At 72.7% G+C, this 24,941-nt stretch carries 24 protein-coding genes; 5 read left to right on the forward strand and 19 right to left on the reverse strand.

What is annotated here, in order from left to right:
* Position 1: 1 nt before the first annotated feature.
* The 3 genes from ABFT23_RS20465 to deoC are packed head-to-tail and all read right to left on the reverse strand — an operon-like array spanning position 2 to position 3,269.
* Complete coding sequence (locus ABFT23_RS20465) at positions 2–871, reverse strand: aldehyde dehydrogenase family protein (RefSeq protein WP_347898574.1); 870 nt, start codon at positions 869–871, stop codon at positions 2–4.
* Positions 871–2,310 (reverse strand): aldehyde dehydrogenase family protein, encoded by a 1,440-nt coding sequence (locus tag ABFT23_RS20470; protein ID WP_347898576.1) that lies wholly within the window; start codon positions 2,308–2,310, stop codon positions 871–873. Before ABFT23_RS20470 ends, ABFT23_RS20465 begins: the two co-directional genes overlap by 1 nt.
* Before the next feature lie 11 nt (positions 2,311–2,321).
* Positions 2,322–3,269, reverse strand: coding sequence for a deoxyribose-phosphate aldolase (gene deoC / locus ABFT23_RS20475; RefSeq protein WP_347898577.1), 948 nt, complete (start codon positions 3,267–3,269; stop codon positions 2,322–2,324).
* Between the two features lie 23 nt (positions 3,270–3,292).
* Between deoC and ABFT23_RS20480 the strand changes: the two genes are divergently transcribed.
* Complete coding sequence (locus ABFT23_RS20480) at positions 3,293–3,850, forward strand: hypothetical protein (RefSeq protein ID WP_347898579.1); 558 nt, start codon at positions 3,293–3,295, stop codon at positions 3,848–3,850.
* A gap of 13 nt (positions 3,851–3,863) precedes the next feature.
* Here ABFT23_RS20480 and ABFT23_RS20485 read toward each other — a convergent pair whose 3' ends face one another.
* The 15 genes from ABFT23_RS20485 to ABFT23_RS20555 form a co-directional block, all read right to left on the reverse strand.
* Entirely contained in the window at positions 3,864–5,534 is a 1,671-nt protein-coding gene (locus ABFT23_RS20485; protein WP_347898580.1) for a phospho-sugar mutase, read from the reverse strand.
* Between the two features lie 51 nt (positions 5,535–5,585).
* Positions 5,586–5,957 (reverse strand): hypothetical protein, encoded by a 372-nt coding sequence (locus ABFT23_RS20490; protein ID WP_347898582.1) that lies wholly within the window; start codon positions 5,955–5,957, stop codon positions 5,586–5,588.
* A gap of 65 nt (positions 5,958–6,022) precedes the next feature.
* A complete protein-coding gene (locus tag ABFT23_RS20495) occupies positions 6,023–7,024 on the reverse strand; it encodes an aldo/keto reductase (protein ID WP_347898584.1) in 1,002 nt (333 codons plus the stop codon).
* Positions 7,025–7,058: 34 nt separating this feature from the next.
* Positions 7,059–7,448: a MerR family transcriptional regulator gene (locus tag ABFT23_RS20500; RefSeq protein ID WP_347898585.1), complete on the reverse strand. Its 390-nt coding sequence runs from the start codon at positions 7,446–7,448 to the stop codon at positions 7,059–7,061.
* A 43-nt stretch (positions 7,449–7,491) separates the two neighbouring features.
* Positions 7,492–8,178 carry a biliverdin-producing heme oxygenase gene (locus ABFT23_RS20505; RefSeq protein WP_347898587.1) on the reverse strand — a complete coding sequence of 229 codons (687 nt, stop codon included), beginning with the start codon at positions 8,176–8,178 and terminating at the stop codon, positions 7,492–7,494.
* Positions 8,179–8,302: 124 nt separating this feature from the next.
* Positions 8,303–8,872: a TetR/AcrR family transcriptional regulator gene (locus ABFT23_RS20510; RefSeq protein ID WP_347898589.1), complete on the reverse strand. Its 570-nt coding sequence runs from the start codon at positions 8,870–8,872 to the stop codon at positions 8,303–8,305.
* Positions 8,873–8,918: 46 nt separating this feature from the next.
* Positions 8,919–10,304, reverse strand: coding sequence for a hypothetical protein (locus ABFT23_RS20515; RefSeq protein WP_347898591.1), 1,386 nt, complete (start codon positions 10,302–10,304; stop codon positions 8,919–8,921).
* Positions 10,301–11,728: a hypothetical protein gene (locus ABFT23_RS20520; RefSeq protein WP_347898593.1), complete on the reverse strand. Its 1,428-nt coding sequence runs from the start codon at positions 11,726–11,728 to the stop codon at positions 10,301–10,303. The genes ABFT23_RS20515 and ABFT23_RS20520 overlap by 4 nt, the downstream gene beginning before the upstream one ends.
* Positions 11,725–12,864 (reverse strand): hypothetical protein, encoded by a 1,140-nt coding sequence (locus tag ABFT23_RS20525; RefSeq protein ID WP_347898594.1) that lies wholly within the window; start codon positions 12,862–12,864, stop codon positions 11,725–11,727. The genes ABFT23_RS20520 and ABFT23_RS20525 overlap by 4 nt, the downstream gene beginning before the upstream one ends.
* On the reverse strand, positions 12,861–13,673 hold the full coding sequence (locus ABFT23_RS20530) for a heme ABC transporter ATP-binding protein (protein WP_347898596.1): 813 nt from the start codon (positions 13,671–13,673) through the stop codon (positions 12,861–12,863). Before ABFT23_RS20530 ends, ABFT23_RS20525 begins: the two co-directional genes overlap by 4 nt.
* Positions 13,670–14,803 carry a FecCD family ABC transporter permease gene (locus ABFT23_RS20535; protein WP_347898598.1) on the reverse strand — a complete coding sequence of 378 codons (1,134 nt, stop codon included), beginning with the start codon at positions 14,801–14,803 and terminating at the stop codon, positions 13,670–13,672. Before ABFT23_RS20535 ends, ABFT23_RS20530 begins: the two co-directional genes overlap by 4 nt.
* Positions 14,800–15,915 (reverse strand): heme/hemin ABC transporter substrate-binding protein, encoded by a 1,116-nt coding sequence (locus tag ABFT23_RS20540; RefSeq protein ID WP_347898600.1) that lies wholly within the window; start codon positions 15,913–15,915, stop codon positions 14,800–14,802. The genes ABFT23_RS20535 and ABFT23_RS20540 overlap by 4 nt, the downstream gene beginning before the upstream one ends.
* Positions 15,916–16,006: 91 nt before the next feature.
* Positions 16,007–16,654 (reverse strand): TetR/AcrR family transcriptional regulator, encoded by a 648-nt coding sequence (locus ABFT23_RS20545; protein ID WP_347898602.1) that lies wholly within the window; start codon positions 16,652–16,654, stop codon positions 16,007–16,009.
* A gap of 8 nt (positions 16,655–16,662) precedes the next feature.
* Positions 16,663–17,481 carry a purine-nucleoside phosphorylase gene (locus ABFT23_RS20550; RefSeq protein ID WP_347898603.1) on the reverse strand — a complete coding sequence of 273 codons (819 nt, stop codon included), beginning with the start codon at positions 17,479–17,481 and terminating at the stop codon, positions 16,663–16,665.
* A 113-nt stretch (positions 17,482–17,594) separates the two neighbouring features.
* On the reverse strand, positions 17,595–18,047 hold the full coding sequence (locus tag ABFT23_RS20555) for a gamma-glutamylcyclotransferase (protein WP_347898605.1): 453 nt from the start codon (positions 18,045–18,047) through the stop codon (positions 17,595–17,597).
* A gap of 58 nt (positions 18,048–18,105) precedes the next feature.
* On the opposite strand from ABFT23_RS20555, the gene lpdA reads away from it, so the two are divergent.
* Both lpdA and ABFT23_RS20565 read left to right on the forward strand, forming a co-directional pair.
* The gene (gene lpdA, locus ABFT23_RS20560) at positions 18,106–19,500 is read left to right on the forward strand and encodes a dihydrolipoyl dehydrogenase (RefSeq protein WP_347898607.1); all 1,395 of its coding nucleotides are present in this window, start codon (positions 18,106–18,108) and stop codon (positions 19,498–19,500) included.
* A 616-nt stretch (positions 19,501–20,116) separates the two neighbouring features.
* Positions 20,117–21,499, forward strand: coding sequence for an NAD(P)H-quinone dehydrogenase (locus ABFT23_RS20565; RefSeq protein ID WP_347898609.1), 1,383 nt, complete (start codon positions 20,117–20,119; stop codon positions 21,497–21,499).
* 15 nt (positions 21,500–21,514) lie between these two features.
* Here the strand turns inward: ABFT23_RS20565 and ABFT23_RS20570 are convergent, their stop codons facing one another.
* Positions 21,515–22,051 (reverse strand): DUF305 domain-containing protein, encoded by a 537-nt coding sequence (locus ABFT23_RS20570; RefSeq protein WP_347898611.1) that lies wholly within the window; start codon positions 22,049–22,051, stop codon positions 21,515–21,517.
* A 210-nt stretch (positions 22,052–22,261) separates the two neighbouring features.
* Here ABFT23_RS20570 and ABFT23_RS20575 point away from each other — a divergent pair, with 210 nt between their 5' ends.
* Positions 22,262–23,716, forward strand: a complete 1,455-nt coding sequence (locus ABFT23_RS20575; RefSeq protein ID WP_347898646.1) for an LVIVD repeat-containing protein — start codon at positions 22,262–22,264, stop codon at positions 23,714–23,716.
* A gap of 17 nt (positions 23,717–23,733) precedes the next feature.
* Positions 23,734–24,927 carry a SpoIID/LytB domain-containing protein gene (locus ABFT23_RS20580; protein WP_347898613.1) on the forward strand — a complete coding sequence of 398 codons (1,194 nt, stop codon included), beginning with the start codon at positions 23,734–23,736 and terminating at the stop codon, positions 24,925–24,927.
* Positions 24,928–24,941 lie beyond the last annotated feature (14 nt).

Here is a 24,941-nt window from a genome sequence, read left to right on the forward strand (position 1 = left end):
CTCAGGACCCCATGGGGTGCCAGACCGTCTTGAGCTCGACGAAGGCGGTCATCGTGTCGATGCCGGGCTCGTCGGCCCAGTCGGGCTCGGCGGCGGGGGCGCGGCGCACGCGCTTGAGGTTGTCGGCGGCTGCGACCTCGAGGTCGGTCGCGAGGTCGGTGGCGCCGGCGACACCGACGAGGTCGATGGCGTTGACGTCCATGTGGGCGGCGAGCCACGGGGCGATCGTGGCGCCGTCGCCGGTGAGCACGTTGACGACTCCACCGGGCACGTCGGAGGTGGCGAGCACCTCGGCGAGCGTGACGGCGGGCAAGGGCCGCTCGTAGGAGCTGACGACGACCACCGTGTTGCCCGTGACGACGACCGGGGCGACGACCGAGACGAGGCCGAGCAGCGAGGAGTCCTGCGGCGCGAGCACGGCGACGACGCCGGTGGGCTCGGGCGTGGTCAGGTTGAAGAACGGGCCCGCGACCGGGTTGGCGTTGCCGACGACCTGGGTGAGCTTGTCGGCCCACCCGGCGTACCAGACGAGGCGGTCGATGGAGGCGTCGACGACCTCACCGGCCCGGGACGACGACAGGCCCTCCGACTGCTGGACGGCGGCCACGAACTGCGGCCGGCGGTCCTCCATCACCTCGGCGATGCGGTAGAGGATCTGCGCCCGGTTGTAGGCGGTGCGGCCCGACCACGAGCCGAAGGCCTTGCGGGCGGCCACGACGGCGTCGCGGGCGTCCTTGCGCGAGGCGAGAGCAGCGTTGGCCACGAACTTCCCCTTGGCGTCGTTGACGACGTAGGAGTACCCGGACTCCGAGCGCGGGAACGCGCCGCCGATGTAGAGCTTGTAGGTCTTGCGGACGTCGATCCTGGCCATCACGCCTCGCCTCCCTGCAGGTACGCGGCGAGGCCCTGTCGGCCGCCCTCGCGCCCGTAGCCGGACTCCTGGTAGCCGCCGAACGGGCTGGTCGGGTCGAACTTGTTGAACGTGTTGGCCCACACGACGCCGGCGCGCAGCTTGCCGGCGACGTCGAGGATGCGCGAGCCCTTCTCGGTCCAGACGCCGGCGGAGAGGCCGAACGGGGTGTTGTTGGCCTTCTCGACCGCCTCGGACGGCGTGCGGAAGGTCAGCACCGACAGGACGGGGCCGAAGATCTCCTCACGAGCGATGCGGTGGGCCTGCGAGACGCCGGTGAACACCGTGGGCGGGAACCAGAAGCCGCGCTCGGGCAGCTCGCACGGCGGCGACCACCGCTCGGCGCCCTCGGCGTCGCCGACGTCGACCAGCTCCCGGATCCGTTCCAGCTGTCGGTGAGAGTTGATGGCGCCGACGTCGGTGTTCTTGTCGAGCGGGTCGCCGACGCGGAGCGTGGCCATGCGGCGCTTGAGCCGGGCGAGCAGCTCGTCGGCGATCGACTCCTGCACGAGCAGGCGCGAGCCGGCGCAGCACACGTGGCCCTGGTTGAAGAAGATGCCGTTGACGATGCCCTCGACGGCCTGGTCGATCGGGGCGTCGTCGAAGACGATGTTGGCCGCCTTGCCGCCGAGCTCGAGCGTGACCCGCTTCTGCGTGCCCGCCACGGCGCGGGCGATCGCCTTGCCGACCGCGGTCGAGCCGGTGAAGGCGACCTTGTCGACGTCGGCGTGGCTGACGATCGCCTGGCCGGTGGGGCCGGCACCGGTGACGATGTTGACGACGCCGGGCGGCAGGTCGGCCTGCTGGCAGATCTCGGCGAAGAGCAGCGCCGTGAGCGGCGTGGTCTCGGCCGGCTTCAGGACGACGGTGTTGCCGCAGGCCAGCGCCGGCGCGATCTTCCAGGCCAGCATGAGCAGCGGGAAGTTCCACGGGATGACCTGACCGGCCACGCCGAGGGGCGTCGTCCCGTAGCCGGCGTGCTCGAGCTTGTCGGCCCAGCCGGCGTAGTAGAAGAAGTGCGCGGCGACCACGGGGACGTCGACGTCGCGCGACTCCTTGATCGGCTTGCCGTTGTCGAGCGACTCGAGGACGGCGAGCTCGCGGCCGCGCTCCTGGATGATGCGGGCGATGCGGTAGAGGTACTTGGCCCGCTCGCTGCCGGGCATGCGCGACCAGACGCGGTTGTAGGCGCGCCGGGCGGCCTTGACGGCGGCGTCGACGTCGACGTCGCTGGCCTCGGCGACCTCGGCCAACACCTCCTCGGTGGCCGGGCTGATCGTCTTGAACGACGACCCGTGACCGTCGACGAACTCGCCGTTGACGAACAGGCCGTAGGACGGCTTGAGGTCGACGATGCTGCGCGACTCGGGGGCGGGGGCGTACTCGAACACGTTGCTCATCAGCGGCGTCCTCAGTCGAGGGTGAAGTAGTCGGGGCCGGAGTAGCGGCCGGTGGTCATCTTGGTGCGCTGCATGAGCAGCTCGTTGAGCAGCGTGGAGGCGCCGAAGCGGAACCAGTCGGGGTCGAGCCAGTCGGGACCGGCGACCTCGTTGACCATCACGAGGTACTTGATGGCGTCCTTGGCCGTGCGGATGCCGCCGGCCGGCTTGACGCCGACCATCTGCCCGGTGGCCTCGCGGTAGTCGCGCACCGCCTCGAGCATGATCATCGTGACCGGCAGCGTGGCCGCGGGCTGCACCTTGCCGGTGGAGGTCTTGATGAAGTGACCGCCGGCCATCATCGCCAGCCAGCTGGCGCGGCGCACGTTGTCGTAGGTCTGCAGCTCGCCGGTCTCGAAGATCACCTTCAGGTGTGCCTCGCCACAGGCCTCGCGGACGGCGATGATCTCCTCGAAGACCTGCAGGTAGTGCCCCGACAGGAACGCGCCGCGGTCGATGACCATGTCGATCTCGTCGGCGCCGGCCTCGACGGCGTCGCGGGTGTCGGCGAGCTTGATGTCGAGTGAGGCGCGCCCGCTCGGGAACGCGGTGGCGACGGCGGCGACGTTGATGCCCGAGGTGCCGAGCGTCTGCTTCGCCGTGGCGACCATGTCGGGGTAGACGCAGACGGCGGCGACCTGCGGGCAGGTCGGGTCGGCGGGGTCGGGGGTCTTGGCCTTCGAGGCCAGCGCCCGCACCTTGCCGGCCGTGTCGGCGCCCTCGAGCGTCGTCAGGTCGACCATGCGGATGGCGAGGTCGAGGGCGTGGGCCTTCGCGGTCGTCTTGATCGAGCGGGTGCCGAGGCTCGCGGCCCGCGCGTCGGCGCCGACCTGGTCGACGCCGGGCAGGCCGTGCAGGAACCGACGCAGCGAGGCCTCGGACCGCGTCACGTCGGAGAGGTCCGGAACGGTCGTGGGCATCACCCCAGCATAGAGTTCGGCTCGTGGCCGGAGACAACTCGGACGAGCGCTTCCCGCCGACCAACGGCCGGGTGCTCGGCGTCCTCGGGCTGCTGCTCGGCCTCGGCATCGCCGTGGGCGCACCCGCGGCGGACATCGAGGGGGCCTGGGTCTGGAGCGCGGTCGGGCTGCTGGTCGCCGTCCTGATGTGGGCGGGCCTGCTGCGCCCGGTCGTGCTCATCGAGGGTGACGACCTGGTGCTGCGCAACATGCTCGACACCGTGCACGTCCCCCTCGCCGCGATCGACACCGTCGCGGTCGGGCAGGTGCTGGCGGTCTTCGTCGACGACGACCGCTACGTCGCGCCGTCCATCGGGCGATCCCGGCGCCAGCTGCACGGTCGTCGGCTGCCGGGCGCGATGGCCGACGCGCCGCAGCTGCCCGACGTCGGGCTGTTCGTCGAGGAGCGCATCCGGCACCGGGTCGAGACCGCGCAGAAGACCGGCGCCGAGCCCGGCCCCGTCGTCCGGGAGCGTGCGTGGCCCGAGATCGCGGCCCTCGTCGTCGCCGGGGTGCTGGTCGTCGTCGCCGTCGTGCTCTGACCCGGCGCCGTCGTCAGAGGCCGGCGGCCGCGCGGATGTCGGAGCCGAGGGCGTCGAGGCGGGTGGCGGCCTGGATGCGGGCGGCCTCGACGCCGTCGTCGACGCCGTCCTCGACCGGGACGACGACCTCGAGGTAGCACTTGATCTTCGGCTCGGTGCCGCTGGGGCGCACGATGACCCGGGCGCCGTCGGCCAGGCGGTAGCGCAGACCGTCGGTGGGCGGCAGCGCGTCGGAGCCGGCGCCGAGGTCGTCGACCGCCAGCACCGCGAGCCCGCCGAGCGAGGCCGGTGGCTGCTCGCGCAGCGTGGCCATCGCTCGACCGATGACGGCGAGGTCGTCGACGCGCACCGAGACCTGGTCGGTGGCGTGGAGCCCGTGCTCGCGCGCGAGGTCGTCGAGGACGTCGACGAGCCCGCGACCCTCGGCCTTGAGCGCGGCGGCGAGCTCGCACAGCAGCAGCAGCGCCGAGACGCCGTCCTTGTCCTTCACGTGCTCGGGGTCGACGCAGTAGCCGAGCGCCTCCTCGTAGCCGAACGCGAGGCCGGGGACCCGGCCGATCCACTTGAACCCGGTCAGGGTCTCCTGGTGCGGCTGCCCGGCGGCCTCGGCCATCCGACCCAGCAGCGACGACGACACGATCGAGGCGGCGTAGACGCCCTGGGCTCCGCGGGCGAGCAGGTGGTGGGCGAGCAGCGCGCCGACCTCGTCGCCGCGCAGCATCCGCCACCCCCGGCCGTCGGGTCCGGGCACGGCGGCCGCGCATCGGTCGGCGTCGGGGTCGTTGGCCACGACGAGGTCGGCGCCGGTCTGCTCCGCGAGCTCGAGGGCGAGGTCCATCGCGCCCGGCTCCTCGGGGTTCGGGAACGCGACGGTGGGGAAGTCGGGGTCGGGCTGCTCCTGCTGCTCCACCACGCGGGGCGTCGCGAAGCCGGCCGTCTCGAGCACCTGCAGCACCGACGGGCCACCGACACCGTGCAGCGGCGTGTAGACGATGTCGAGGTCGCGCGGCCCGTCGCCGGCGAGCCCGGCGACGGTGTCGAGGTAGTGGTCGACGATGTCCTCGCCGAGCACGGTGCCCGGCCCGCCGCGCGGCACGCCGGCGAGGTGGCCGACGGCGTCGATGTGCGCGGCGATGGCCGCATCGGCCGGCGGGACGATCTGGCTGCCGTCGCCGAGGTAGACCTTGTAGCCGTTGTCCTGCGGCGGGTTGTGGCTCGCGGTGACCATGACGCCGGCCGCGCTGCCGAGCTCGCGGATCGCGAACGCCAGGAGGGGCGTGGGCAGCGGACGCGGCATCAGCCAGGCGGTGAAGCCGGCGCCGGTCATGACCTCGGCGGTGTCGCGGGCGAAGACGTCGGAGTTGTGGCGGGCGTCGTAGCCGATGACCACGGACTGGTGACCGGGTCCGTGCTGCTCGCGCAGGAAGGCGGCCAGCCCCGCCGCGGCCCGGGTGACCACGATCCGGTTCATCCGGTGCGGTCCGGCGCCGAGGGCACCGCGCAGACCGGCGGTGCCGAACTCGAGGGTTCCGCGGAACCGGTCGGCCAGGTCGGCGGCCGCGGCGGTGTCACCGTTCTCGACGGCGGTGACGACGCGCTGCAGCTCGACCTGCGTGGTCGTGTCGGGGTCCTCGTCCAGCCAGGCGCGGGCACGCTCGATGAGGACGTCGACGTCGGGGCTCATGGGAGGCACCGTAGCGACCTCGCCGTGTGGCGTGGCCTGCGCGGCTCGACCTCAGTCGACGAACCGCTCGCCGTCGAAGGTGCGGTGGGTGTTGTCGACCTCGGAGTTGGGAGGCCGGTTGGCCGGGTCGAGGCGGCGCTCGCGTTCCTCGGCGATCTCGCGCTGCTCCTCCTCGCTGATCTCCATCTCCCGGAACCGCTTGCGGGGGTCGGAGGACCCGACCCGCTCCTCCTGCGCCCCGTCGTCCTGCGCCAGGCGGTCGGTGTTGTCGACCTCGGAGTTGGGTGGCCGGTTGGCCGGGTCGAGGCGGCGCTCGCGTTCCTCGGCGATCTCGCGCTGCTCCTCCTCGCTGATCTCCATCTCGCGGAACCGCTTGCGCGGGTCGGACCCGGACGAGGCGTCCTGCGGCTGGTCGTCACTCATCCGCCCACGACATCTCGCCCGCCGGGGTGAGGGGCTCACCCCGGCGGGCGGGAGGGTGGTGCAGGTCACGCTTCGATGGAGCTCATGTCGCCGTAGCGGTCGCCGACGACCGCGTCGGCCGGGACGGCGTCGGCGATGCGGGCCAGGTCGTCGTCGGAGAGCCCGACGCCGCTCGCGGCGACGTTCTCCTCGAGGTAGGCGATCCGCTTGGTGCCGGGGATGGGCGCCACGTCGTCACCCTGGGCGAGGACCCAGGCCAGGGCGAGCTGGCCCGGCGTCACACCCTTCTCGACCGCGATCTCCGTGACCTTCTCGACCAGGCGCAGGTTGGCGTCGAGGGCCTCGCCCTGCATGCGCGGGAAGCGCCCCGCGGCCCGGGAGTCGGCGGCATCCAGCGACCCGGCCGTGATGGCGCCGGTCAGGATGCCGCGACCGAGCGGGGAGTAGGGCACCAGGCCGATGCCGAGCTCGCGCAGCACCGGCAGGATCTCGGCCTCGAGGTCGCGGGTGAACAGCGAGTACTCGGTCTGCAGCGCGGTGATCGGGTGCACGGCGTGCGCCCGGCGGATCGTCTCGGGCCCGGCCTCGGAGAGCCCGAGGTGGCGCACCTTGCCGGCGTCGACGAGCTCCTTCATCGCTCCCACCGTCTCCTCGATCGGCACGGTCTTGTCGACCCGGTGCTGGTAGTAGAGGTCGATGTGGTCGACGCCGAGGCGCTGCAGCGAGGCGTCGCAGGCCGAGCGCACGTAGTCGGGCTCGCCGCTGATGCCGAGGAACCCGCCGTCCTCGCTGCGCACGTTGCCGAACTTGGTGGCCAGGACGACGCCGTCGCGGCCCTGGCTGCTGGAGGCGATGGCCCGACCGACGAGGCGCTCGTTGGTGAACGGGCCGTACATGTCGGCGGTGTCGAGGAAGGTGACGCCGAGGTCGAGGGCGCGGTGGATGGTGTCGATGCCGTCCTGCTCGACCGGGGTGCCGTAGAACTCCGACATGCCCATGCAGCCGAGGCCGAGGGCGGAGACCTCGAGCGGGGACGTCGTGCCGAGGGTGCGGGTCTGAAGTGTCATGACGACCAGCGTGCTCCTTGGAGCGCGCTCGAAGTCAAGCCGCTCCCTCGGACCGCCCCTCGAGGATCTCGGTGTAGATGCCGATCTTGTGGTCGATCGCCCCCAGGTGCTCCTGCACCTCGGCCAGCTGGGCCAGCACCTTGCGCCGGTGCTCGCGCATCAGCTCGAGCCGCGCGGCCTCGGTGCCGATCCCTTCGCGCACCAGCTCGGTGTAGCGCCGGACGTCGCGGATCGCCATGCCCGTCGCCCGGAGGCGCGTGACCAGCTCGATCCAGCGCAGGTCGTCGGGGGAGTAGCGCCGGTGCCCGCTCGCCGCGCGCCCGACCGGGCGGAGCATGAGCCCGTCCTTCTCGTAGTAGCGCAGCGTGTCGGTGGTCAGGCCGAAGCGTTCGGCGGCCTGGGCGATGGTGAGCCCGTCGGTCATGGGGTGCATTGAACCTGGAGCAGGCTCCAGGTTCAACCGAGCGTCAGCGCCGGTACGACGGGAGGTTGGCGCCGAGCTCGACGAAGACGGCCTGGTTGAGGCCGAAGACCACCTTGACCTCGTCGACGACGCGGGCGACGTCGGCGGCGTCGAGGACGAGGGCGTCGAGGCGGGCGCGGTAGGCGTCCTTGTAGAGCTTGGGCTTGGCGATCGCGGTGAAGTCGTAGAAGGCGATGCCGCTGCCGCCGAGCTCGAAGGTGCGGTCGAGGACGCGACCGATGGCCTGACCGCCCGACAGGTCGCCGAGGTAGCGCGTGTAGTGGTGCGCGACGAGCGCGCCGCCCCAGCCGAGGGCGGCCTTGGTGGCGGCGTGCTCGATGCGGGCGACGTAGGCGGCGGTCGTGGCGGACTCGACGAGCGTCGGGTCGGCGTCGGGCGCCCAATGGGCGAGGTCGGCGTCGATGGCTGCGAGGCGCTCGAGCACGGGGTCGTGGACGGCGGCGACCATCGGGTCGGCGGCGTGCCGGCGGACGGCGGTCTCGAGCGCGGCGTAGACGGCGCGGTAGCGCAGCAGGTAGTCGACGTAGGCCTGCTCGTTCAGCGCGCCCTCGAGCAGCTCGGCCATGAACGACGAGCCCTCGGCCGCCTCGTGCTCGGCCCGCGAGCCCTCGCGCATCGCGGTCGACAGGCTCAGCGTGCTCTCGACGAGGGCGGTGTCGGTGATGGTCATGAGGGCGTCTCCAGGTCGTGGACGGCGGGTCCCGAGGTTGCTGACAGAGTGTCGACAAGATGCTGACGGTGTGTCAAGAAACCGTATCACGTATTGGTTAGGGTCGCCTTACTTTCGCCGCGGTTCAGGGCTGCGGCACCCCGAGGCCGCGCAGGACGAAGCGCTCGACGTCGGCGGTGGGGAGGGTGCGGGGGGAGAGGCAGGCGTGCAGGAGCGACATGGTCGAGGCCTCGTCGTCGACGACGAAGTCACCCGAGGCGACGCCGTCGGCGAGGAGGTCGCGGAGCACCTGCTCGACCTCGACGACGTGGTCGCGGATGGCGAGCATCGAGTCGCGCGACAGGGCTCCGTAGAGCTGGGCGCCGAGCCCCATGTGGAACTGGCTGCTGGCCCCGAGCTGGTGGCGCACGTAGACGCGCATGCGCTCGACCGGGCCGACGACGTCGGCCAGCCCGGCCCGGAGGCCGTCGAGGTAGCGGCTGGTCTCGTGGGAGGCGAAGGCCACGACGACCGCCTCCTTGTCGGGGAAGTGGTGGTAGATCGCGGTGCGCCCGAGACCGGCTGTGGCGGCGATCTGCGCCATGGTGATCGCGTCGAGGCTGCGCTGGGCGAGCAGCACGGCCAGGGCGTCGAAGACGCGCTGGTGCACCTGCTCGCGGTGCTCCTCGACGGAGCCGGCGCTGATCCTCGGCACCCGGCGATGCTAGCCGCCGGCTGCCGGGGGTCACGGGCCACAGGCGCTACCGGGTGATCCGGTACGACGCCGTGCGCGTCGAGCCGGCGACGTCGGCGTTGCCGGCGTAGGTGACGACGGCCCGGTAGCCGCCCTTCGCCTTCGTCGGCAGCGTGACGGTGGCGGTGCGTTTCTTCAGCCTGGCGTTGATGGTCTTGAACGCCTTCGTGCCCCGGTACAGCACGATCGTGACCTTGCCCGTGGGCGAGGTGGTGCCGGAGGTGACGGTGGTCTTGAGCTTGCCGACCCTCTTCGTCGTCGGCTTCCGGGTGACCTTCGTGGCGACGGCGGTGGCGGCCTTGCTGATGGTGAGGCGGACCGTGCTCCGGCTCGACGCCGTGGTCGCGTTGCCGCTGTACGCCGCGGTCAGGTCGTAGGCCTTGGCAGCGGGCTCGCCGAGGGCGAAGGTGGCCCGCCCGCCGACCACGGACGCCGTCCGGGCGGCACCGAGGCCGACGAGGGTCACCGTGCCGGACGTCGCGGAGGAGGAGGCCACGACGACCGAGGCGGTCGCGGGCTGGCCGAACCTCCTGCCGGGCGCCGAGACCGTCGTCGAGGACGACGCCGGCGGGCTCAGGTCGACAGCCACGGGGAGTGGCGGCTTGTTGTCCTGCCGGCCCCCGCACCCGGTGGAGTAGTAGTGGGGCCGGATCGAGTCGGGGAGGGCGGAGACGAAGGCCGTGGGCCACGAGCCCCACCATCCGGTCCGGCCGCCGGCCGTCGTGCAGGTCGCCTGGTCGGCGCCGGGCAGGGTCACACCGAGGTAGGCGGGAACCAGGGTGTACCGGTCGTCGCCCGCCGTCGAGCGTGCGCCGGCGGCGAACTCGAGCACGGTGATGCGGCCGAGGTCGGTGGCCGGTGTCGGGTCTCCGTCGCGGTCGATCCCGGCCCCGATGACGAATCCGGCCGTGAGCGACCCGCTGCCGTCGGCGGCGACGGTGAGGCGCGGGTCGGAGTAGGTCTCGTCGGGAGCGTCGAGGAATTCTGCGTAGGCGTTGACCGTGTACGAGCCGCTCCACGACAGCGAGAGAGCTCCGGTGTCGGGGTCCGCGGTGCCCGTGCCGCCCGTGAGCTTGACGGCGTTCGGGGTCCTGCGTGGCGACGTCGCCGGCATCGAGGTGGACGGCACGGGAGCGACGACGTACTCGTTCTGGTCGCCGCCGGAGACCGAGCCGCGCAGGATCGTCGCGTTGCCCGTGGGGCCGAAGAAGCGCCACGGGGTGAGCGCGCCGACCTGGGCGTACCCGCTGAGCCCCCAGGTGAACGAGGCCCCCGTGATCTCGACCGGTGCGGCGTGGGCGGGAGCGGTGGCAGCGCCGGTGGCGACGACACCGGCAGCGGCCACGAGGAGTGACGTCAGCGCGGTCGTGGCCCGTCGGGCGGGGGTGGTCATGGTCGGCCTCTCGTTCGGGTGGCGTGCAGGGTGAGGGCGGCGGCCGCGAGCAGCAGCGCGCTCCCGAGCCACCACGGCCAGTGGGGCTCGGCGTCCGGGCCCCGCGTCGCGGCGGGCGCCGGCGTGAGGGCGTAGGTCGTGGGTGGGATGCCGGGCTGACCGGGCGCGGGCGCTGCCACGGCTGCAGCCTCGGCGGCGGGCGCGGTCGGCGCGACGACCGGCGGCAGGGCGCCGGGTGGCGGGCTCGGCAGCGCGGGGCCGGGTGGCTGCGTGACGACGGGTGGGGGCGTCGGGTTGACCGGGGTGCTCGGCGACGCGCTCGGCCCGCCGTCGTCCGTGCCGCCCGAGCCGCCGCCGCTGGAACCGCCGTCGGTGTCGACCGGGGGAGTGATCGGCCGGCCGGCGGCGTAGCTGACGGTGACCGGGTGCGGCACCTTGTTGGCGTCGGCGGAGCCGCCGCTGGAGTACCAGTAGGCGCTGGAGCCGACGGTGCCCATGAAGTCGAGGAACGGCCTCGGCCAGGCGCCCCAGTCGGCGGACGACGTCACCTGCGGCACGGCGGACGCCGGGGCCGCGTAGCGCACGCCGCGGTAGCGCGGCTGGGCCGAGAACCCGAGCGCAGCGCCGAGGTCGACCTCGGGCAGGTCGGCCAGCAGCACGCCCCGGCGGGCGGGCACCGCCGTCCAGACCGCCGGGTCCGCCATCGACGACGCGTAGCCACCGAGGGTGGCGGTGAGTCGGGCGCCGGACGGCGTCACGGAGAGCACCGGGTCGGTGACCGTGAACAGGGTCATGCCGGAGTAGTAGAGGACCGAGAACGAGCCCGTCCATGAGATCGAGGCGGTGCCCCGCTCGCTGTCGACCTCGCCGGTGCCGCCGTCGATGACCACCTGGTGACCGGAGAACGGGCCGTGGGTGCCGCTCATCGGCGTGCCGGCCACGGTGGTCGACAGGCCGGCGAAGGTCGCGGTGGCGTGGCTGCCGTCGGGGTGCTGCTTCTCGATGCGCACGTCGCCGCTCTGTGGGAACCAGGCCCGGGTGGTCGTCCCGCTCCACACGCCGTTGCGCACCGTCTGGCCGCCCCGGCCCGGGTTGGGGACCTTGCCGGCCGACAGGAAGTTGAACGTGCCCGGCGCGAAGGCGCGGTTGTTGGTCTCGTCGTTGAGGCCCCAGCGCAGCTGGGCGTCGTCGACCTCGAAGGCGCCCTCGGGCGTGGGCGCCGCGGTCACGGTCTCGGTGACCGTGACGGTCGGGCTCGGTGGCTCGGTCGACGGTTCGTCGGACGGCGTGTCCGACGAGCTGGGCGCCTCGTCGTCGGGCAGGTCCTGGGCCGAGGCGGTGCCGAGCAGCGTCGTCGGGACGGCGAGCAGCACGAGCGCACCCGCGGCGAGCGCGGCGGCGAGGCCGTGTCGGCGGGGGCTCACGGCGCGACCGCCGTCGTCGGGGCCACCGGACGACGCCCGCGCAGCCGGGCGAGCACGGACCCGGCGAGCGCGAGCAGGAGGACGACGACCGCGACGACCAGGAACACCGTCGCGCCGCGACCGCCATCAGCGGCCTCCCCGTCGTCGGCGACGGCGACCGGCACGGCAGCGGCCGAGACCGGGAACCGCTGCGAGACCTCGGTGCCCGACGCGGCGCCGGTCAGGCGCAGCTCGTGGGTGCCGACGCCGAGGTCGACCGGGAGCTGGAGCACGCCGGCGATCTCGCCGGACGCACCGGCGGCCATCGGGCCCAGGGCGGCGATGCCGTCGTCGAGCACGGCGACGACCTGCTCGCCGGGTGTGAAGCCCTGGGCGTTGAACACCATGGCGTGTCCGGCGGTCGCCGTCGCGCGGTCGACGGTCACCGCGGCCGGGCCGGCGGCCTTCGGTGCCTCGGCGGCCGGCGCCTGGGCGGCCGGGGCCTGGGCGGCCGGGGCCCGCGTGGCAGGACCCGACGACCCGGTCGGCGCCGCGGACGGCGTCCCGGTCGGCTCAGACGTCGCCGGCGCGACGTCGTAGACGTCGCCGAACGCGACCGGCGTGAAGGTCTCGTTGCGGGCGTTCTTGACGCCGTGGGCGCCGATGGTGATGACGCCGCAGGTCACCTCGCGGCAGTCGACCTCGGCGACGTCGCCGTCGCGGTCGACGGCCTGGAAGACCGGGCCGGGCACGGCGAGGTCGACCCTGAAGCCACCCGCGTCGGAGAGCACGGCGTCGGCCTCGCCCGCGGTCGAGCTGCCCGGGAACGCGACGTAGGTGAGGTAGCCCCGGTTGTCGGCGGCACTCTCGGAGTCGGGGATGTACTGGTAGTCGGCACCGGTGAGCCCGCCCCGCGACGGCCGCCACGAGCCGCCGTCGGGGTCGCGCACCCAGCCGAACATCAGGTACACCCCTCCGAAGCCGCCGCGCACGGTCTGGAAGCCGGAGCCCTCGACGGTGAGCCTGGTCTGGTACCGCAGGTCGGCCTCGGAGCCGCCCCGGTCGTTGGTGACGTCGACGCGCGACTCGGCGTGCGCGGGGGCGGTGCCGAGGGCCAGGAGGCCGGCGACGGCGGCCAGGACGAGTCTGCTGTTCACGGGTTCACCTTCTGGGTCGTCGACCGGCCGGCATGGCGGTCGGCCAGCACCAACAGGTCGCCGGTGGCCGGATGCGGCAGCACCTCGACCGGGTGGTCGTAGACCTCGCTGAGCAGCGGTCCGCGAAACACCTCCGCCGGCGTGCCCTCGGCCGCCACCCGCCCCCGCTGCAGCAGGACGGCGCGGTCGGACCAGGCCGCCGCGAGGCTGAGGTCGTGCAGGACGACGACGACGGCGGCCCCGTCGTCCGCGGCCTGGCGGGCCCGGGCGAGCACGGCCTCCTGGTGGCCGAGGTCGAGCGCCGCGGTGGGCTCGTCGAGCATCAGGACGCCGGTGGCCTGGGCGAGCACGCGCGCGAACGACGTCCGGCCCTTCTCCCCGCCGGACAGGGCGCCGAACGAGCGCGGCGCGAGGTGGGTGACGTCGGTGGTGGCCATCGCCGCGGCGACCACCTCGTCGTCGAGGCCCTCCTCGGCGCGTCCGCGCCAGGGCGAGCGGCCCATGCGGACGACGTCCGCGACCGGGAACGGGAAGGAGACGTGGTGCTCCTGGGTGAGCACGGCGCGCTCGCGCGCGAGGTCGCGCAGCCGCCAGTCGGCCAGGGGCGTGCCCAGCACCTCGACCGTGCCCTCGACGGGCTCGAGGTCGCCGGACAGGACGGCGAGCAGCGTCGACTTGCCGGCGCCGTTGGGCCCGACCAGCGCGAGCACCTCGCCGTGGCGGACGTCGACGTCGACGCCGTCGAGGACGGTGGCAGCGCCGAACCGGACGACCACCCCGCGCGCCCGGAGCGCCGCGGTCGCCGTCATGCCCAACCCCCGGAGGAGCGCCGCGTGCGGCGGATCAGCCAGAAGAAGAACGGCCCGCCGACGAGCGAGGTGAGCATCCCGATCGGCAGGTCGGCCCCGCGCACGAACGAGCGGGCCGTCGTGTCGGCGACCACCAGCACCAGTGCCCCCGCCATCATCGAGGCCGGCAGCACGACGCGGTGGCCGGGGCCGGTGACCATCCGCACCACGTGCGGGACCACGAGCCCGACGAACGCGACGATGCCGCAGAAGCTGACGGCGGCGGCGGTGAGCAGGGCGGTGACGACGATGAGCACGATGCGCAGGCGCTCGACGTCGACGCCGAGGTGGCGGGCCTGCCGCTCACCGAGGGCCAGCAGGTCGAGCCGTCGGGCGCAGACCATGGCCACGAGACAGCCGACGACGGCGAACGGCAGCACGACCGCGACGTACTGCCAGCGGCTGCCGTTGAGGCTGCCGAGCTGCCAGAACACGATCTGCTCGCGCGCCTGCTGGTCGGCCACGAAGAGCAGGAACGCCAGGCCCGCGCCGGCCACGGCGTTGACGGCGATGCCGGTGAGCACGAGCGTGACCACCTCGGTGCGCCCGTCGGCCCGCGCCATCGCGTAGACGGCGAGGGTGGTGGCCAGGCCGCCGGCGAAGGCGCACACGGCGATGGTCCACTCGCCGGCGAAGGTCCACGAGAAGGTGATGGAGGCAGCCGCCGCGACGGCGGCGCCGGCCGAGACGCCGACGACGCTCGGCTCGGCGAGCGGGTTGCCGAAGACGCCCTGCATCAGCGCCCCGGCGGCGCCGAGCGCGGCACCGACGACGAGGGCCATCGCGACGCGCGGGAACCGCACCGTCCACAGCGTGGTGTCGTCGCGGGCGCCGGCAGGCAGCGGGAGGAGGTCGATGCCGGCCCGGTGGAGCACCGAGCCGAGCACCTCGGTGAACGGGATGGGGGACTGTCCCGACCCGGCCGCGGCCAGGGCCGCCAGCACGAGCCCGACGCCGAGCACGGCGAGGAGGACGGCGTTGCGCGCGGGTCGCCGGCGGCGCCGTCCGGCGGTGTCGTCGGTGGTGTCATCGGCGGGGGAGGTCGCGGTGGTCGGCGGCGGCCCGGCCTTCGCGAGCGGTCCGGCCGTCACGGGGTGCTCAGCGCGTCGGGGGCGTAGAACGCGACCGCGAGTGCGTTGAGCACGTCGGAGGTGCGCGGGCCGAAGCTCAGCACGACGTCGTCGTCCATGGCCACGACGCGGCGGTGCTCGCCGGCGGGGGTGTTGGCCAGCGCCGGGAACCGCTCGAGCAGGCCGTCGACGCCGCCGACGGACTCGAGCCCCTTGTCCATCATCAGCAGGACGTCGGGGGCGGCCTCGACGAGGGCCTCGTCGGTGACCGGCTTCATGCCGTCCCAGCCGATCTCCTCGGCGACGTCGTAGCCGCCGGCGGCCTCGATGAGCGAGTCGGCGCCGGAGCCCTCGCCGAACATGTAGTAGATGCCGGCCTGGCCGCGCACGTAGAGGAAGACCGTGCGCAGCTGCGACTGAACGTCCTGCGGGGCGACGTCGGTGATCCGGGCCGTGGTCTCGGCGGCCTCCTGCTCGAGGCGCTGGCCGAGCGTCGTGCCGGCGTCGGGGACCCCGAGCGCGTCGGCGACCTCCTGGGTGAGCGAGGCGAGGTTGTCGAGGCCGCGCCTGGAGTCGGTGAACACGACCGGGATGCCGGCATCGCGCAGCTGGAGCAGCACGTCGTAGGGCCCCAGCGAGGAGTCGGTGAGCACGACGGTCGGGTCGAGCTGCAGGATCGCCTCGGCGTTGAGCTCGTGACCGTTCTGGGTGACCAACGGCAGGTCGGCCGCCTCGGGGAACTGCGCCGAGACGTCGCGCCCGACGACGTTGTCACCCAGGCCGAGCTCGAAGACGGTGTGGACGAGCGTGCCGTAGATGTCGAGCGCGAGGATGCGGTTGACGTCGGTGACCTCGACCTCCGTGCCTTGAGCGTCGGTCACGGTGACCGGCAGTCGCGGCTGTGGGTCGTCGTCGACCGGGACGATCTCGGGCTCGGGCAGCCGGATCGAGACCTCGCCGTCCCAGGAGCGGGGGTCGGCGAGCGGCTCGACGTCGGCGAGGGTCGGGACGACGGAGTCGGCGCCGTCGTCCGTGCCCCCTGCGGCAGGGTCGACGACGGGGCCGCAGGCGGCGATGAGCAGGACGGACACGACGGTCGCGACAGCGGTCGCGGTGGTGCGGAGGCGGGTCATCGCAGGCGTTTCTGTGAGCAGGCGGGGAGAGCCTCTGCAGCCTAGAGCATTGGTGAGGCTTACCTAACCTCGCCCACGATGTGGTGCCCGATCAGGGCACGGGAGCGCTCAGCATGCCGACCACCATCGCGACGAGGTTGGTGGTGAACGGCTCGAGGTCGAGCTGCGCCCGGCCCGTAGGCCGCTCGCGCGCTCGGGCCCGGTCGGCGATCGCGCGGAGGATGAAGGCGTAGACCAGCGAGACCCGCTCGACGGAGACGTCAGCCGGCATCGGCGGGAGGCGCTGCTCGAGCAGGGTGTAGGAGTCGAAGCCGCCCATGCGCTCGAGGGCGGCGCTGACGTCGGGGTCGAGCGCGTCGGGGTCCTCCTCGACCAGCTGGGCCAGGATCGTCAGGTAGGCGCGGCCGTGGGTGCCGAGCTCGGCGAGCTCGACCGCCGGGCGCAGGATCGCCTCGACCGCCGAGGCCAGGTGGTCGTCGGGCCGCGCCCGGGCGATGGCGAGCAGCTCACGCTCGCGGGTGGTGAAGAACTCGACGTGCTGCTCGAGCACGGCGACGAGCATGCCCATGCGCGAGCCGAAGTGGTAGTGCACGGCGCCGCGGTTGCGCTGGCCGGCCTGGCGGGTGATCTCGAGCAGCGAGGCCGTGTGGACGCCGTGCGCGGCGAACTCGAGCGTGGCCGACTCGACCAGGCGGCGTCGGGTCTCGCTCGCGGGTCCGAGCTCATCGCGCTCCGGCACGGTGTACCTCAGATCCTCGGGACGACGCGACCGAGGAGGTCGCCCATCCGGCTGGCGGCGGCCCGGCCGGCCTCGAGCACCTCGCCGTGGTCGAGCGGCTCGCCGCTGATCCCGGCCGCGAGGTTGGTGACCAGGCTGATGCCCAGCACCTCCAGGCCGGCCTCGCGGGCGGCGATCGCCTCCAGCGTGGTGCTCATGCCTACGAGGTGGCCACCCATCGCGCGCACCATGCCGATCTCGGCCGGCGTCTCGTAGTGCGGGCCGGGGAACTGCACGTAGACGCCCTCGTCGAGGCCCGGCTCGGCCTCGCGGCACAGCGCCCGCAGACGGGGGGAGTAGAGGTCGGTGAGGTCGACGAAGGTCGCGCCCTCGATCGGGCTGCGGCCCGTGAGGTTGATGTGGTCGCTGATCAGCACCGGCGTGCCCGGGGTCCAGGTCTCCTTGAGGCCACCGCACCCGTTGGTGAGCACGATCGCCCGGCAGCCGGCCGCGGCCGCCGTCCGGACGCCGTGCACGACCGCCGCGACGCCCTTGCCCTCGTAGTAGTGCGTGCGGCTCAAGAAGACCAGCAGCTGCTTCTCGCCGGCGCGGATGCTGCGGATCTTGCCCGAGTGCCCCTGCACCGCCGCGGCGGAGAAGCCGGGCAGGTCGGTGGTGTCGATCTCGGCCGCGGCCTCGCCGAGCGCGTCGACCGCCGGCAGCCACCCGCTGCCGAGCACGAGGGCGACGTCGTGCCGCTCGACGCCCGTGAGCTCGGCGAGCCGGGTCGCGGCCTGCTGGGCGAGCCCGTACGGGTCGGTGGGTGCTGCGTCGTTCGAGTCGGTCACAACCGGCGACTCTAGCCGCCGGACGGGCCTGCGGAATGCGCCGCACCGGCCGTGTGGGGCAGGTCTCCCCGAGGTACTCGGTACCCCTTTCCGCTCCAGCCCGCTACCGCCCGCTACAGCCCGGTCGAGCGGCACGGACGACGCCGCAGCGCCGCCACGTAGTCGTCGGGGGCGTCGGCCGCCTCGGCTGCGTCGGCCAGCACGCCGAGCGTGACGGCCGAGGGCAGCCCGCCCTCGTAGGCGTCGAGCACGTAGGTCCACGCGACGACCTCGCCGGTCATCGTCGAGACCCGCACCTTCGTCTTGCGGTACAGGCCGGTGTCGGCCTGCTCCCAGCCGTCGAGCGCCGACTCGTCGGCCGGCGCGACGTCGTAGATGGCGACGAAGACCTGCTCGAACGGGTCCTGCACGAGGGTCGGCAGGGCGCCGTCCCAGCCGAGCTCCTCGCCGCCGAACGTCAGGCGCCACGCGCCGAGCCACCCGGTGGTCTGCAGCGGCGAGTGGGGGCAACGCTCGCTCATCCGGGCCGGGTCGAGGTTGCTCCCGTAGGCGGCATAGAGCGTCACGCAGAGGAGAGTAGTGCCCGGCGCCGAGCGCCCGTGGGACCGCACTACGATCGAGGACGTGAGCCACTTCGATGTCCTCGTCCTCGGTGCCGGCCCCGGTGGGTACGTCGCCGCCATCCGCGCCGCCCAGCTCGGCAAGTCCGTCGCCGTCGTCGAGGAGAAGTACTGGGGCGGTGTGTGCCTCAACGTCGGCTGCATCCCGTCCAAGGCACTGCTCAAGAACGCCGAGCTCGCCCACACGCTGACCCACGACAAGGCCAAGTACGGCATCGAGGGCGACGCCACGATGACCTACGGCCCCACGTTCAAGCGCAGCCGGCAGGTGAGCGCCGGCATCGTCAAGGGCGTCCACTTCCTGATGAAGAAGAACAAGATCACCGAGGTCGACGGCTGGGGCACCCTCACCTCGTCGACCTCCATCGACGTGGTCAAGGACGGCGAGACGACCTCGCACACCTTCGACAACCTCATCATCGCCACCGGTGCCACCGTGCGCACCGTGCCGGGCGTGACCATCGGCGGCAACGTGGTGACCTACGAGGAGCAGATCCTCGACGAGAACCTGCCCAGCTCGATCGTCATCGGCGGCTCAGGCGCCATCGGCGTCGAGTTCGCCTACGTGATGGCCAACTTCGGCGTCGACGTCACCATCGTCGAGTACCTCGACCGCATGGTGCCCACCGAGGACGCCGACGTGTCCAAGGAGCTCGCCAAGCACTACAAGAAGCTCGGCGTGAAGGTGCTCACCTCCACCGCCGTCAAGGGCGTGGAGGACACCGGCTCCGGCGTCAAGGTCACCGTCGCCCCAGCCGCCGGCGGTGACGAGCAGGTCCTCGAGGCCGACAAGTTCCTCGCCGCCTTCGGCTTCGCCCCCCGCCTCGAGGGCTACGGCCTCGACGCGCTCGGCGTGAAGACCACCGACCGCGGCGCGATCGAGGTCGACGCCCGCGGCCGCACCAACGTCGACGGCGTCTACGCGATCGGCGACGTCACCGGCAAGTTCATGCTCGCCCACGTGGCCGAGGCCATGGGCATCGTCGCCGCCGAGACCATCGCCGACGCCGAGACCATGGAGATCGACTTCGTCATGGTCCCGCGCGCCACCTACTGCCACCCGCAGATCGCCTCGTTCGGCTACACCGAGGCGCAGGCCAAGGAGAAGGGCTATGACGTCAAGACCTCGACGTTCCCGTTCTCGGCCAACGGCAAGGCCCAGGGCCTCGGCGACGGCGTCGGGTTCGTCAAGGTCGTCGCCGACGCCGAGCACAACGAGATCGTCGGCGCCCACCTCATCGGCCCCGACGTCACCGAGCTCCTGCCCGTGCTCACCCTCGCCCAGCAGTGGGACCTCACCGCCGACGAGGTCGCCCGCAACGTCTTCGCCCACCCCACCCTCGGCGAGTCGGTCAAGGAAGCGATCCACGGCATCGCGGGCCACATGATCAACTTCTGATCGGGCGCCTTACGGGCGCCCGTCGCGGCGGGGCCACCCAGCCTGGTGCTCGCTGCCGCGATTCCGGCGGCGGCCCCGACCCGCTCTGAGGGCGCCCGACGGCGCGTGCGCCGTGTGGTCGAGTGATGCTGGGCTAGGGGCGCCTCCGGGCGGTACCGGCTTCGATCGCCGTCCTCGGCCCGGTTCATGCGGTCGTGTGCCGGTGGACGGTGTGGGCACCGGCCACAAGCACACGACCCTCATCTCGGACACGCGACCACCGGTCGCCCGGGGCGACGGACGGTCATGGAACCAACAACCATCCCAGGATGAAGGCGAGCACGGGGGTCCTCCGTGTGGCGTGGGGTGGCGCCCAGGGCGGGGTCGGGTTTGCCAGCACTCAAGAGGCGTGGCGCCACGTCGCCCAGGCCGATGAGCAGCCCAGGCCCCGAGGCGACACACCTCCCGCTGGCAAACCCGAGCCCCGCCAAGGCGCCACCCCACGCCACACCCCCCGCGCGGAGCGCGGAAGACGACCCGCGCCGCGGCAGCGGCGCGAAAACCCGCGCCGAAGGCGCGCAGACCCACCCCGACCACCGACCTCAACCCGCACGACCACCCTCGATAGCCTGAGGGCATGAGCAGCGACAAGGTCGTCATCCTCGGCGGCGGGCCGGGCGGGTACGAGGCGGCGCTGGTCGCGAGCCAGCTCGGGGCCGACGTCACGGTGGTCGACTCCGACGGCATCGGCGGGTCCGCGGTGCTCACCGACTGCGTGCCGAGCAAGACGCTGATCGCGACGGCCGAGGTGATGACCGAGGTGGCGGCGTCCGCCGAGCTCGGGGTGCAGTTCCACGACGCCGAGGGCGACGCGGCGCACTCCATCCGGGTCGACCTCGCCCGGGTCAACGAGCGGGTGATGAAGCTCGCCGCCGACCAGTCGGCCGACATCGCGCGCCGCCTGGCCAAGGAGGGCGTGCAGGTCGTCGAGGGGCGGGGCCGGCTCGACGGGCCCCACCGCGTGGTCGTCGGCGAGGCCGCCTACGACGCCGACGCGATCCTGGTCGCCACCGGCGCCGCGCCGCGCACGCTGCCGAGCGCGCAGCCCGACGGCGAGCGCATCCTCACCTGGGAGCAGGTCTACGACCTCACCGAGGTGCCCACCGAGCTCATCGTGGTCGGCTCCGGCGTCACCGGCGCCGAGTTCGCCAGCGCCTACCTCGCTCTCGGCATCCCGGTCACCCTGGTCTCCAGCCGCGACCGTGTGCTGCCCAGCGAGGACGCCGACGCCGCCAAGGTGCTCGAGGACGTCTCGATCCGGCGCGGCATGACGGTGCTGTCCAAGTCGCGCATGGAGTCGGTGACCCGCGACGGCGACGTCGTCACGGTCCGGCTCACCGACGGCCGCGAGGTGCAGGGCAGCCACTGCATCCTGGCGCTCGGCTCGGTGCCCAACACCGCCGGCATCGGTCTCGAGGAAGCCGGGGTCGTGCTCAAGGACGGCGGCTTCGTCAACGTCGACCGGGTCTCGCGGACGTCGGCGCGGGGCGTCTACGCGGCCGGCGACTGCACGGGCGTGCTGATGCTCGCCAGCGTCGCGGCCATGCAGGGCCGTATCGCGATGTGGCACTTCCTCGGCGACACCGTGCACCCGCTCGACCTCAAGAAGGTCTCCTCCAACGTGTTCACCGCGCCCGAGATCGCCACCGTCGGGTGGTCGCAGCAGGCCGTCGACGCCGGCGACATGCAGGCCGACGTCGTCGCGCTGCCGCTCTCGGGCAACCCGCGCGCGAAGATGCAGGGCGTGCACGACGGCTTCGTGAAGCTGTTCTGTCGTCCCGGCACGGGCATCGTCGTCGGGGGAGTGGTGGTCGGTCCGCGGGCCAGCGAGCTCATCCACCCGGTCTCGATCGCCGTGGCCGAGTCGCTCACCGCCGACCAGCTCGCGCAGGCGTTCACCGTCTACCCCTCGGTCAGCGGGTCCATCGCCGAGGCCGCCCGGCGCCTGCACCGCTTCTGAGCTCGACCGCGCGGCTCAGGTCGAGGGCAGCTGCTCCAGCAGGTCGCGCATGCGCCGGATCTCGGCGTTCTGCAGCGTCACGACGTCGGAGGCCATCTCGGCGACGACGACGTCCTTGCCCGTGCCGAGCACCTGCTCGGCCATGCGGATGGCGCCCTGGTGGTGCTGGATCATGTCCTCCAGGAAGCGGCGGTCGAAGTCACCGCCCTCACTGGCGGCGAGGTCGTCGAGCTGACCCTGGTCGAGCATGCCGGGCATCGACATCTCGGTCATCGCCGCGACGCTCTCGGGCGTCGGCTCGGGCTGGCCGCGGTCGACGAGCCAGGTGGCCATCACGATGATCTCGCGGCCCTGCGTGGAGTCGATCGACTGCGCCAGGCGGAGCACGCGGTCGTCGGAGGCCCGCTCGGGCGCGAGCTCGGCGAGGTCGAGCGCCTGGCGGTGGTGGGCGACCATCATCGTGAGGTACTCGATGTCGTCGACGTTGAAGTCGGCCGAGTCCGGCGGCGCCGACACCTCCGGCATGCCCGCCATGTCGGCCATGTCGTGCATGTCGTGCCCGTCGTGGTCGTCGGGCCCGCCCTCGGTCGCGCCGGACGACGCCGCGCCGTGCTCGCCGTCGGGATGCCCTTCTGCCCGGTCGCCGTCTGAAGTAGGGTCTGCACAACTCGTCAGGGCCAGTACTCCGGCCAATGCCGCCAGGGTCTTCCGTGCCGAGATCACACCACCACACTAAGCGACGACTCGGAGTCCACAGTGAAGATGCTCGCAGCGCTGAGCGCACTCGTCCTCTCGGCGGGGCTGGCCGCGGCCGTGCCCGCCGGCGCCGTCCCAGGAGACCCGGCCACGCCCGACACCTCCGCCATCGAGGTCCGTCCGGCCCTGCCGGGCCAACGCCTCGCCGGCATCGAGGCCGCCGAGCCGCGGATCCTGAGCGGTGAGATCGACCGCAGCAAGAACATGCGCAACGTCGCCCGGGTCCCGCTCGAGGGCACGTTCGCCGCCACCGGCGCCTACGGCACCGACCTGGCGTTCAAGGGCAACTACGCGATCGCCGGCAACTACAACGGCTTCGCCGTCTACAACATCAAGACGCCGACCCGGCCGAAGAAGGTCGCCCAGGTCGACTGCCCCGGCGCGCAGAACGACGTCTCCATCTACGGCGACCTGCTCGTCCTGTCCGTCGACTCGCTGCGCAACAACAACACCTGCGTCAACGACCGGCCCACCTCGCCCGCGCAGCCGGGCGCCTGGGAGGGCATCCGGGTCTTCGACATCAGCAAGCCGGCCAAGCCGCGCTACGTCACCAGCGTGCTGACCGCCTGCGGCTCGCACACCCACACCCTGGCGCCGAGCAAGAACGGCAAGGACCTCTTCGTCTACGTCTCCTCCTACGGCCCCAGCCCGACGCAGCCCAACTGCCTGCCGCCGCACGACAAGATCAGCATCGTCAAGGTGCCGGTGCGCAACCCGGCCGCGGCTCGTGTCGTCGCGACCCCGGTGCTCTTCCCCGACGGCGGCACCACCGGCGACGACTACAGCAGCGACACCAGCGGCTGCCACGACATCACCGCCTACCCGAAGAAGGACATCGCCGCCGGCGCCTGCATGGGTGACGGCATCCTGCTCGACATCAAGGACCGGGCCCGCCCGCGCGTGATCGACCGCGTGCAGGACACCGACAACTTCGCGTTCTGGCACTCGGCCACCTTCAACAACGCCGGCACCAAGGTCGTCTTCACCGATGAGCTCGGCGGCGGCGGCGCGGCCACCTGCAACGACGAGGTCGGCCCGCAGCGCGGTGCCAACGGCGTCTACGACATCCGTCGCAACAAGCTGAAGTTCGCCAGCTACTTCAAGATGCCGCGCACGCAGTCCGACACCGAGAACTGCGTGGCCCACAACGGCTCGCTGATCCCGGTCAAGGGTCGCGACATCATGGTGCAGGCCTGGTACCAGGGCGGCACGTCGGTGTGGGACTTCACCGACTCCAAGCGCCCCCGTGAGCTCGAGTACTTCGACCGCGGCGCGATCTCCGACACCGCCCTCCAGCTCGGCGGCTCGTGGTCGTCCTACTGGTACAACGGCTACGTCTACTCCAGCGACATCACCCGCGGCCTCGAGGTGTTCACCATCGACACCCCGTGGGCCAAGAAGGCAGCCAAGAAGAAGCTGTCCATCTTCAACCCGCAGTCGCAGCCCTCGTTCAACGGCTGAGCACTGCCCGGAGGCGCATGACCACCCGATCCGCCCGCTCCACCCGGTTCATCGCTCACGTCGCCGCCCTCGTCACGGTCGTCGCGTTCGTCTCCGCCACCCCGGCGGAGGCGCGCGTCGACCGCGGCGAGCGGCGCGCGGGCGCCGTGCAGGTCGTCGGCAACGGCTACGGGCACGGGCACGGGATGTCGCAGTGGGGTGCTCAGCGCCAGGCCGAGCGCGGCCGCTCCTACCGCCAGATCCTCGGGTTCTACTACCAGGGGCTGACCTACGGCTCGACCACCGGTCGCATGCGCGTGTGGATCAGCGGCGACACGACCGACGACGTCGTGGTCGTGGCGCGGCCCGCCCTCAAGGTGCGGGCCCTCGGCAACGGCAAGACCTTCCGGTTGAAGAAGCCGGCCGCTCGCCTGTGGCGGATCAAGTCCGCGGCGGGCGGGTCGCGCAGCGCGATCGCCTGGAAGGGCGCGAGCGGCGGTTGGCGCACCGTGCGCACGGTGGCCGGGCCGGCCGAGTTCTTCGGCGGCGGCCTCGCGACGACGCTCGTGACGCCCACCGGGCGCCACGCCTTCCGCGGCAAGCTCCGTAGCGCCCGGCCGTCGCCGACGTCGGCGCGTCGCGACACCGTCAACGTCGTCACGCTCGACGACTACATCCAAGGCGTCGTGCCGCGCGAGGTCTACACGTCGTGGCGCCCGGCCGCCCTGCGGGCCCAGGCCGTCGCGGCCCGCACCTACGCGGCCCACGAGCGGGCCACCCCGCTGGCACGCCACTACGACATCTGCGACACCACCGCCTGCCAGGTCTACGGCGGCGTGGCCGGCGAGGCGGCGTCCACCAACGCCGCCATCCGGGCCACCGCCCGCCAGGTGCTGCTCCACCGGGGCGAGCCGGCCTTCACGCAGTACTCCGCCAGCAACGGCGGCTGGACGGCGCAGGGCTCGCAGCCCTACCTGGTCGCGCAGCCGGACCCCTACGACGACACCTACCGCGGCGTCACCGACTCGATCGCCCCCGGTGAGCTGCAGCGGGCCTTCCCCGCCATCGGCACCTTCGAGCGCGTGCAGGTGCTGGAGCGCGACGGCAACGGTCAGTGGGGCGGCCGGGTGCTGTCGATCCGGGTCGTCGGCTCCCAGGGCTCCGCCACGGTCAGCGGCGAGTCGTTCCGCAGCTCCTTCGGGCTCAACACCACCTGGTTCCAGGTGCGCTGACCGGCCGGCTCGAG

Source organism: Nocardioides secundeburneus (assembly GCF_039939255.1).
In the GTDB taxonomy this organism is placed as follows: domain Bacteria; phylum Actinomycetota; class Actinomycetes; order Propionibacteriales; family Nocardioidaceae; genus Nocardioides.

What these genes read in the sequence shown, in the direction of transcription:
- ABFT23_RS20465 (WP_347898574.1), bottom strand. Translation starts at nt 871, where the DNA reads ATGGCCAGGATCGACGTCCGCAAGACCTACAAGCTCTACATCGGCGGC.
- ABFT23_RS20470 (WP_347898576.1), bottom strand. Translation starts at nt 2,310, where the DNA reads ATGAGCAACGTGTTCGAGTACGCCCCCGCCCCCGAGTCGCGCAGCATC.
- deoC (WP_347898577.1), bottom strand. Translation starts at nt 3,269, where the DNA reads ATGCCCACGACCGTTCCGGACCTCTCCGACGTGACGCGGTCCGAGGCC.
- ABFT23_RS20485 (WP_347898580.1), bottom strand. Translation starts at nt 5,534, where the DNA reads ATGAGCCCCGACGTCGACGTCCTCATCGAGCGTGCCCGCGCCTGGCTG.
- ABFT23_RS20490 (WP_347898582.1), bottom strand. Translation starts at nt 5,957, where the DNA reads ATGAGTGACGACCAGCCGCAGGACGCCTCGTCCGGGTCCGACCCGCGC.
- ABFT23_RS20495 (WP_347898584.1), bottom strand. Translation starts at nt 7,024, where the DNA reads ATGACACTTCAGACCCGCACCCTCGGCACGACGTCCCCGCTCGAGGTC.
- ABFT23_RS20500 (WP_347898585.1), bottom strand. Translation starts at nt 7,448, where the DNA reads ATGACCGACGGGCTCACCATCGCCCAGGCCGCCGAACGCTTCGGCCTG.
- ABFT23_RS20505 (WP_347898587.1), bottom strand. Translation starts at nt 8,178, where the DNA reads ATGACCATCACCGACACCGCCCTCGTCGAGAGCACGCTGAGCCTGTCG.
- ABFT23_RS20515 (WP_347898591.1), bottom strand. Translation starts at nt 10,304, where the DNA reads ATGACCACCCCCGCCCGACGGGCCACGACCGCGCTGACGTCACTCCTC.
- ABFT23_RS20530 (WP_347898596.1), bottom strand. Translation starts at nt 13,673, where the DNA reads ATGACGGCGACCGCGGCGCTCCGGGCGCGCGGGGTGGTCGTCCGGTTC.
- ABFT23_RS20540 (WP_347898600.1), bottom strand. Translation starts at nt 15,915, where the DNA reads ATGACCCGCCTCCGCACCACCGCGACCGCTGTCGCGACCGTCGTGTCC.
- ABFT23_RS20565 (WP_347898609.1), top strand. Translation starts at nt 20,117, where the DNA reads ATGAGCAGCGACAAGGTCGTCATCCTCGGCGGCGGGCCGGGCGGGTAC.
- ABFT23_RS20570 (WP_347898611.1), bottom strand. Translation starts at nt 22,051, where the DNA reads ATGCACGACATGGCCGACATGGCGGGCATGCCGGAGGTGTCGGCGCCG.
- ABFT23_RS20575 (WP_347898646.1), top strand. Translation starts at nt 22,262, where the DNA reads ATGCTCGCAGCGCTGAGCGCACTCGTCCTCTCGGCGGGGCTGGCCGCG.
- ABFT23_RS20580 (WP_347898613.1), top strand. Translation starts at nt 23,734, where the DNA reads ATGACCACCCGATCCGCCCGCTCCACCCGGTTCATCGCTCACGTCGCC.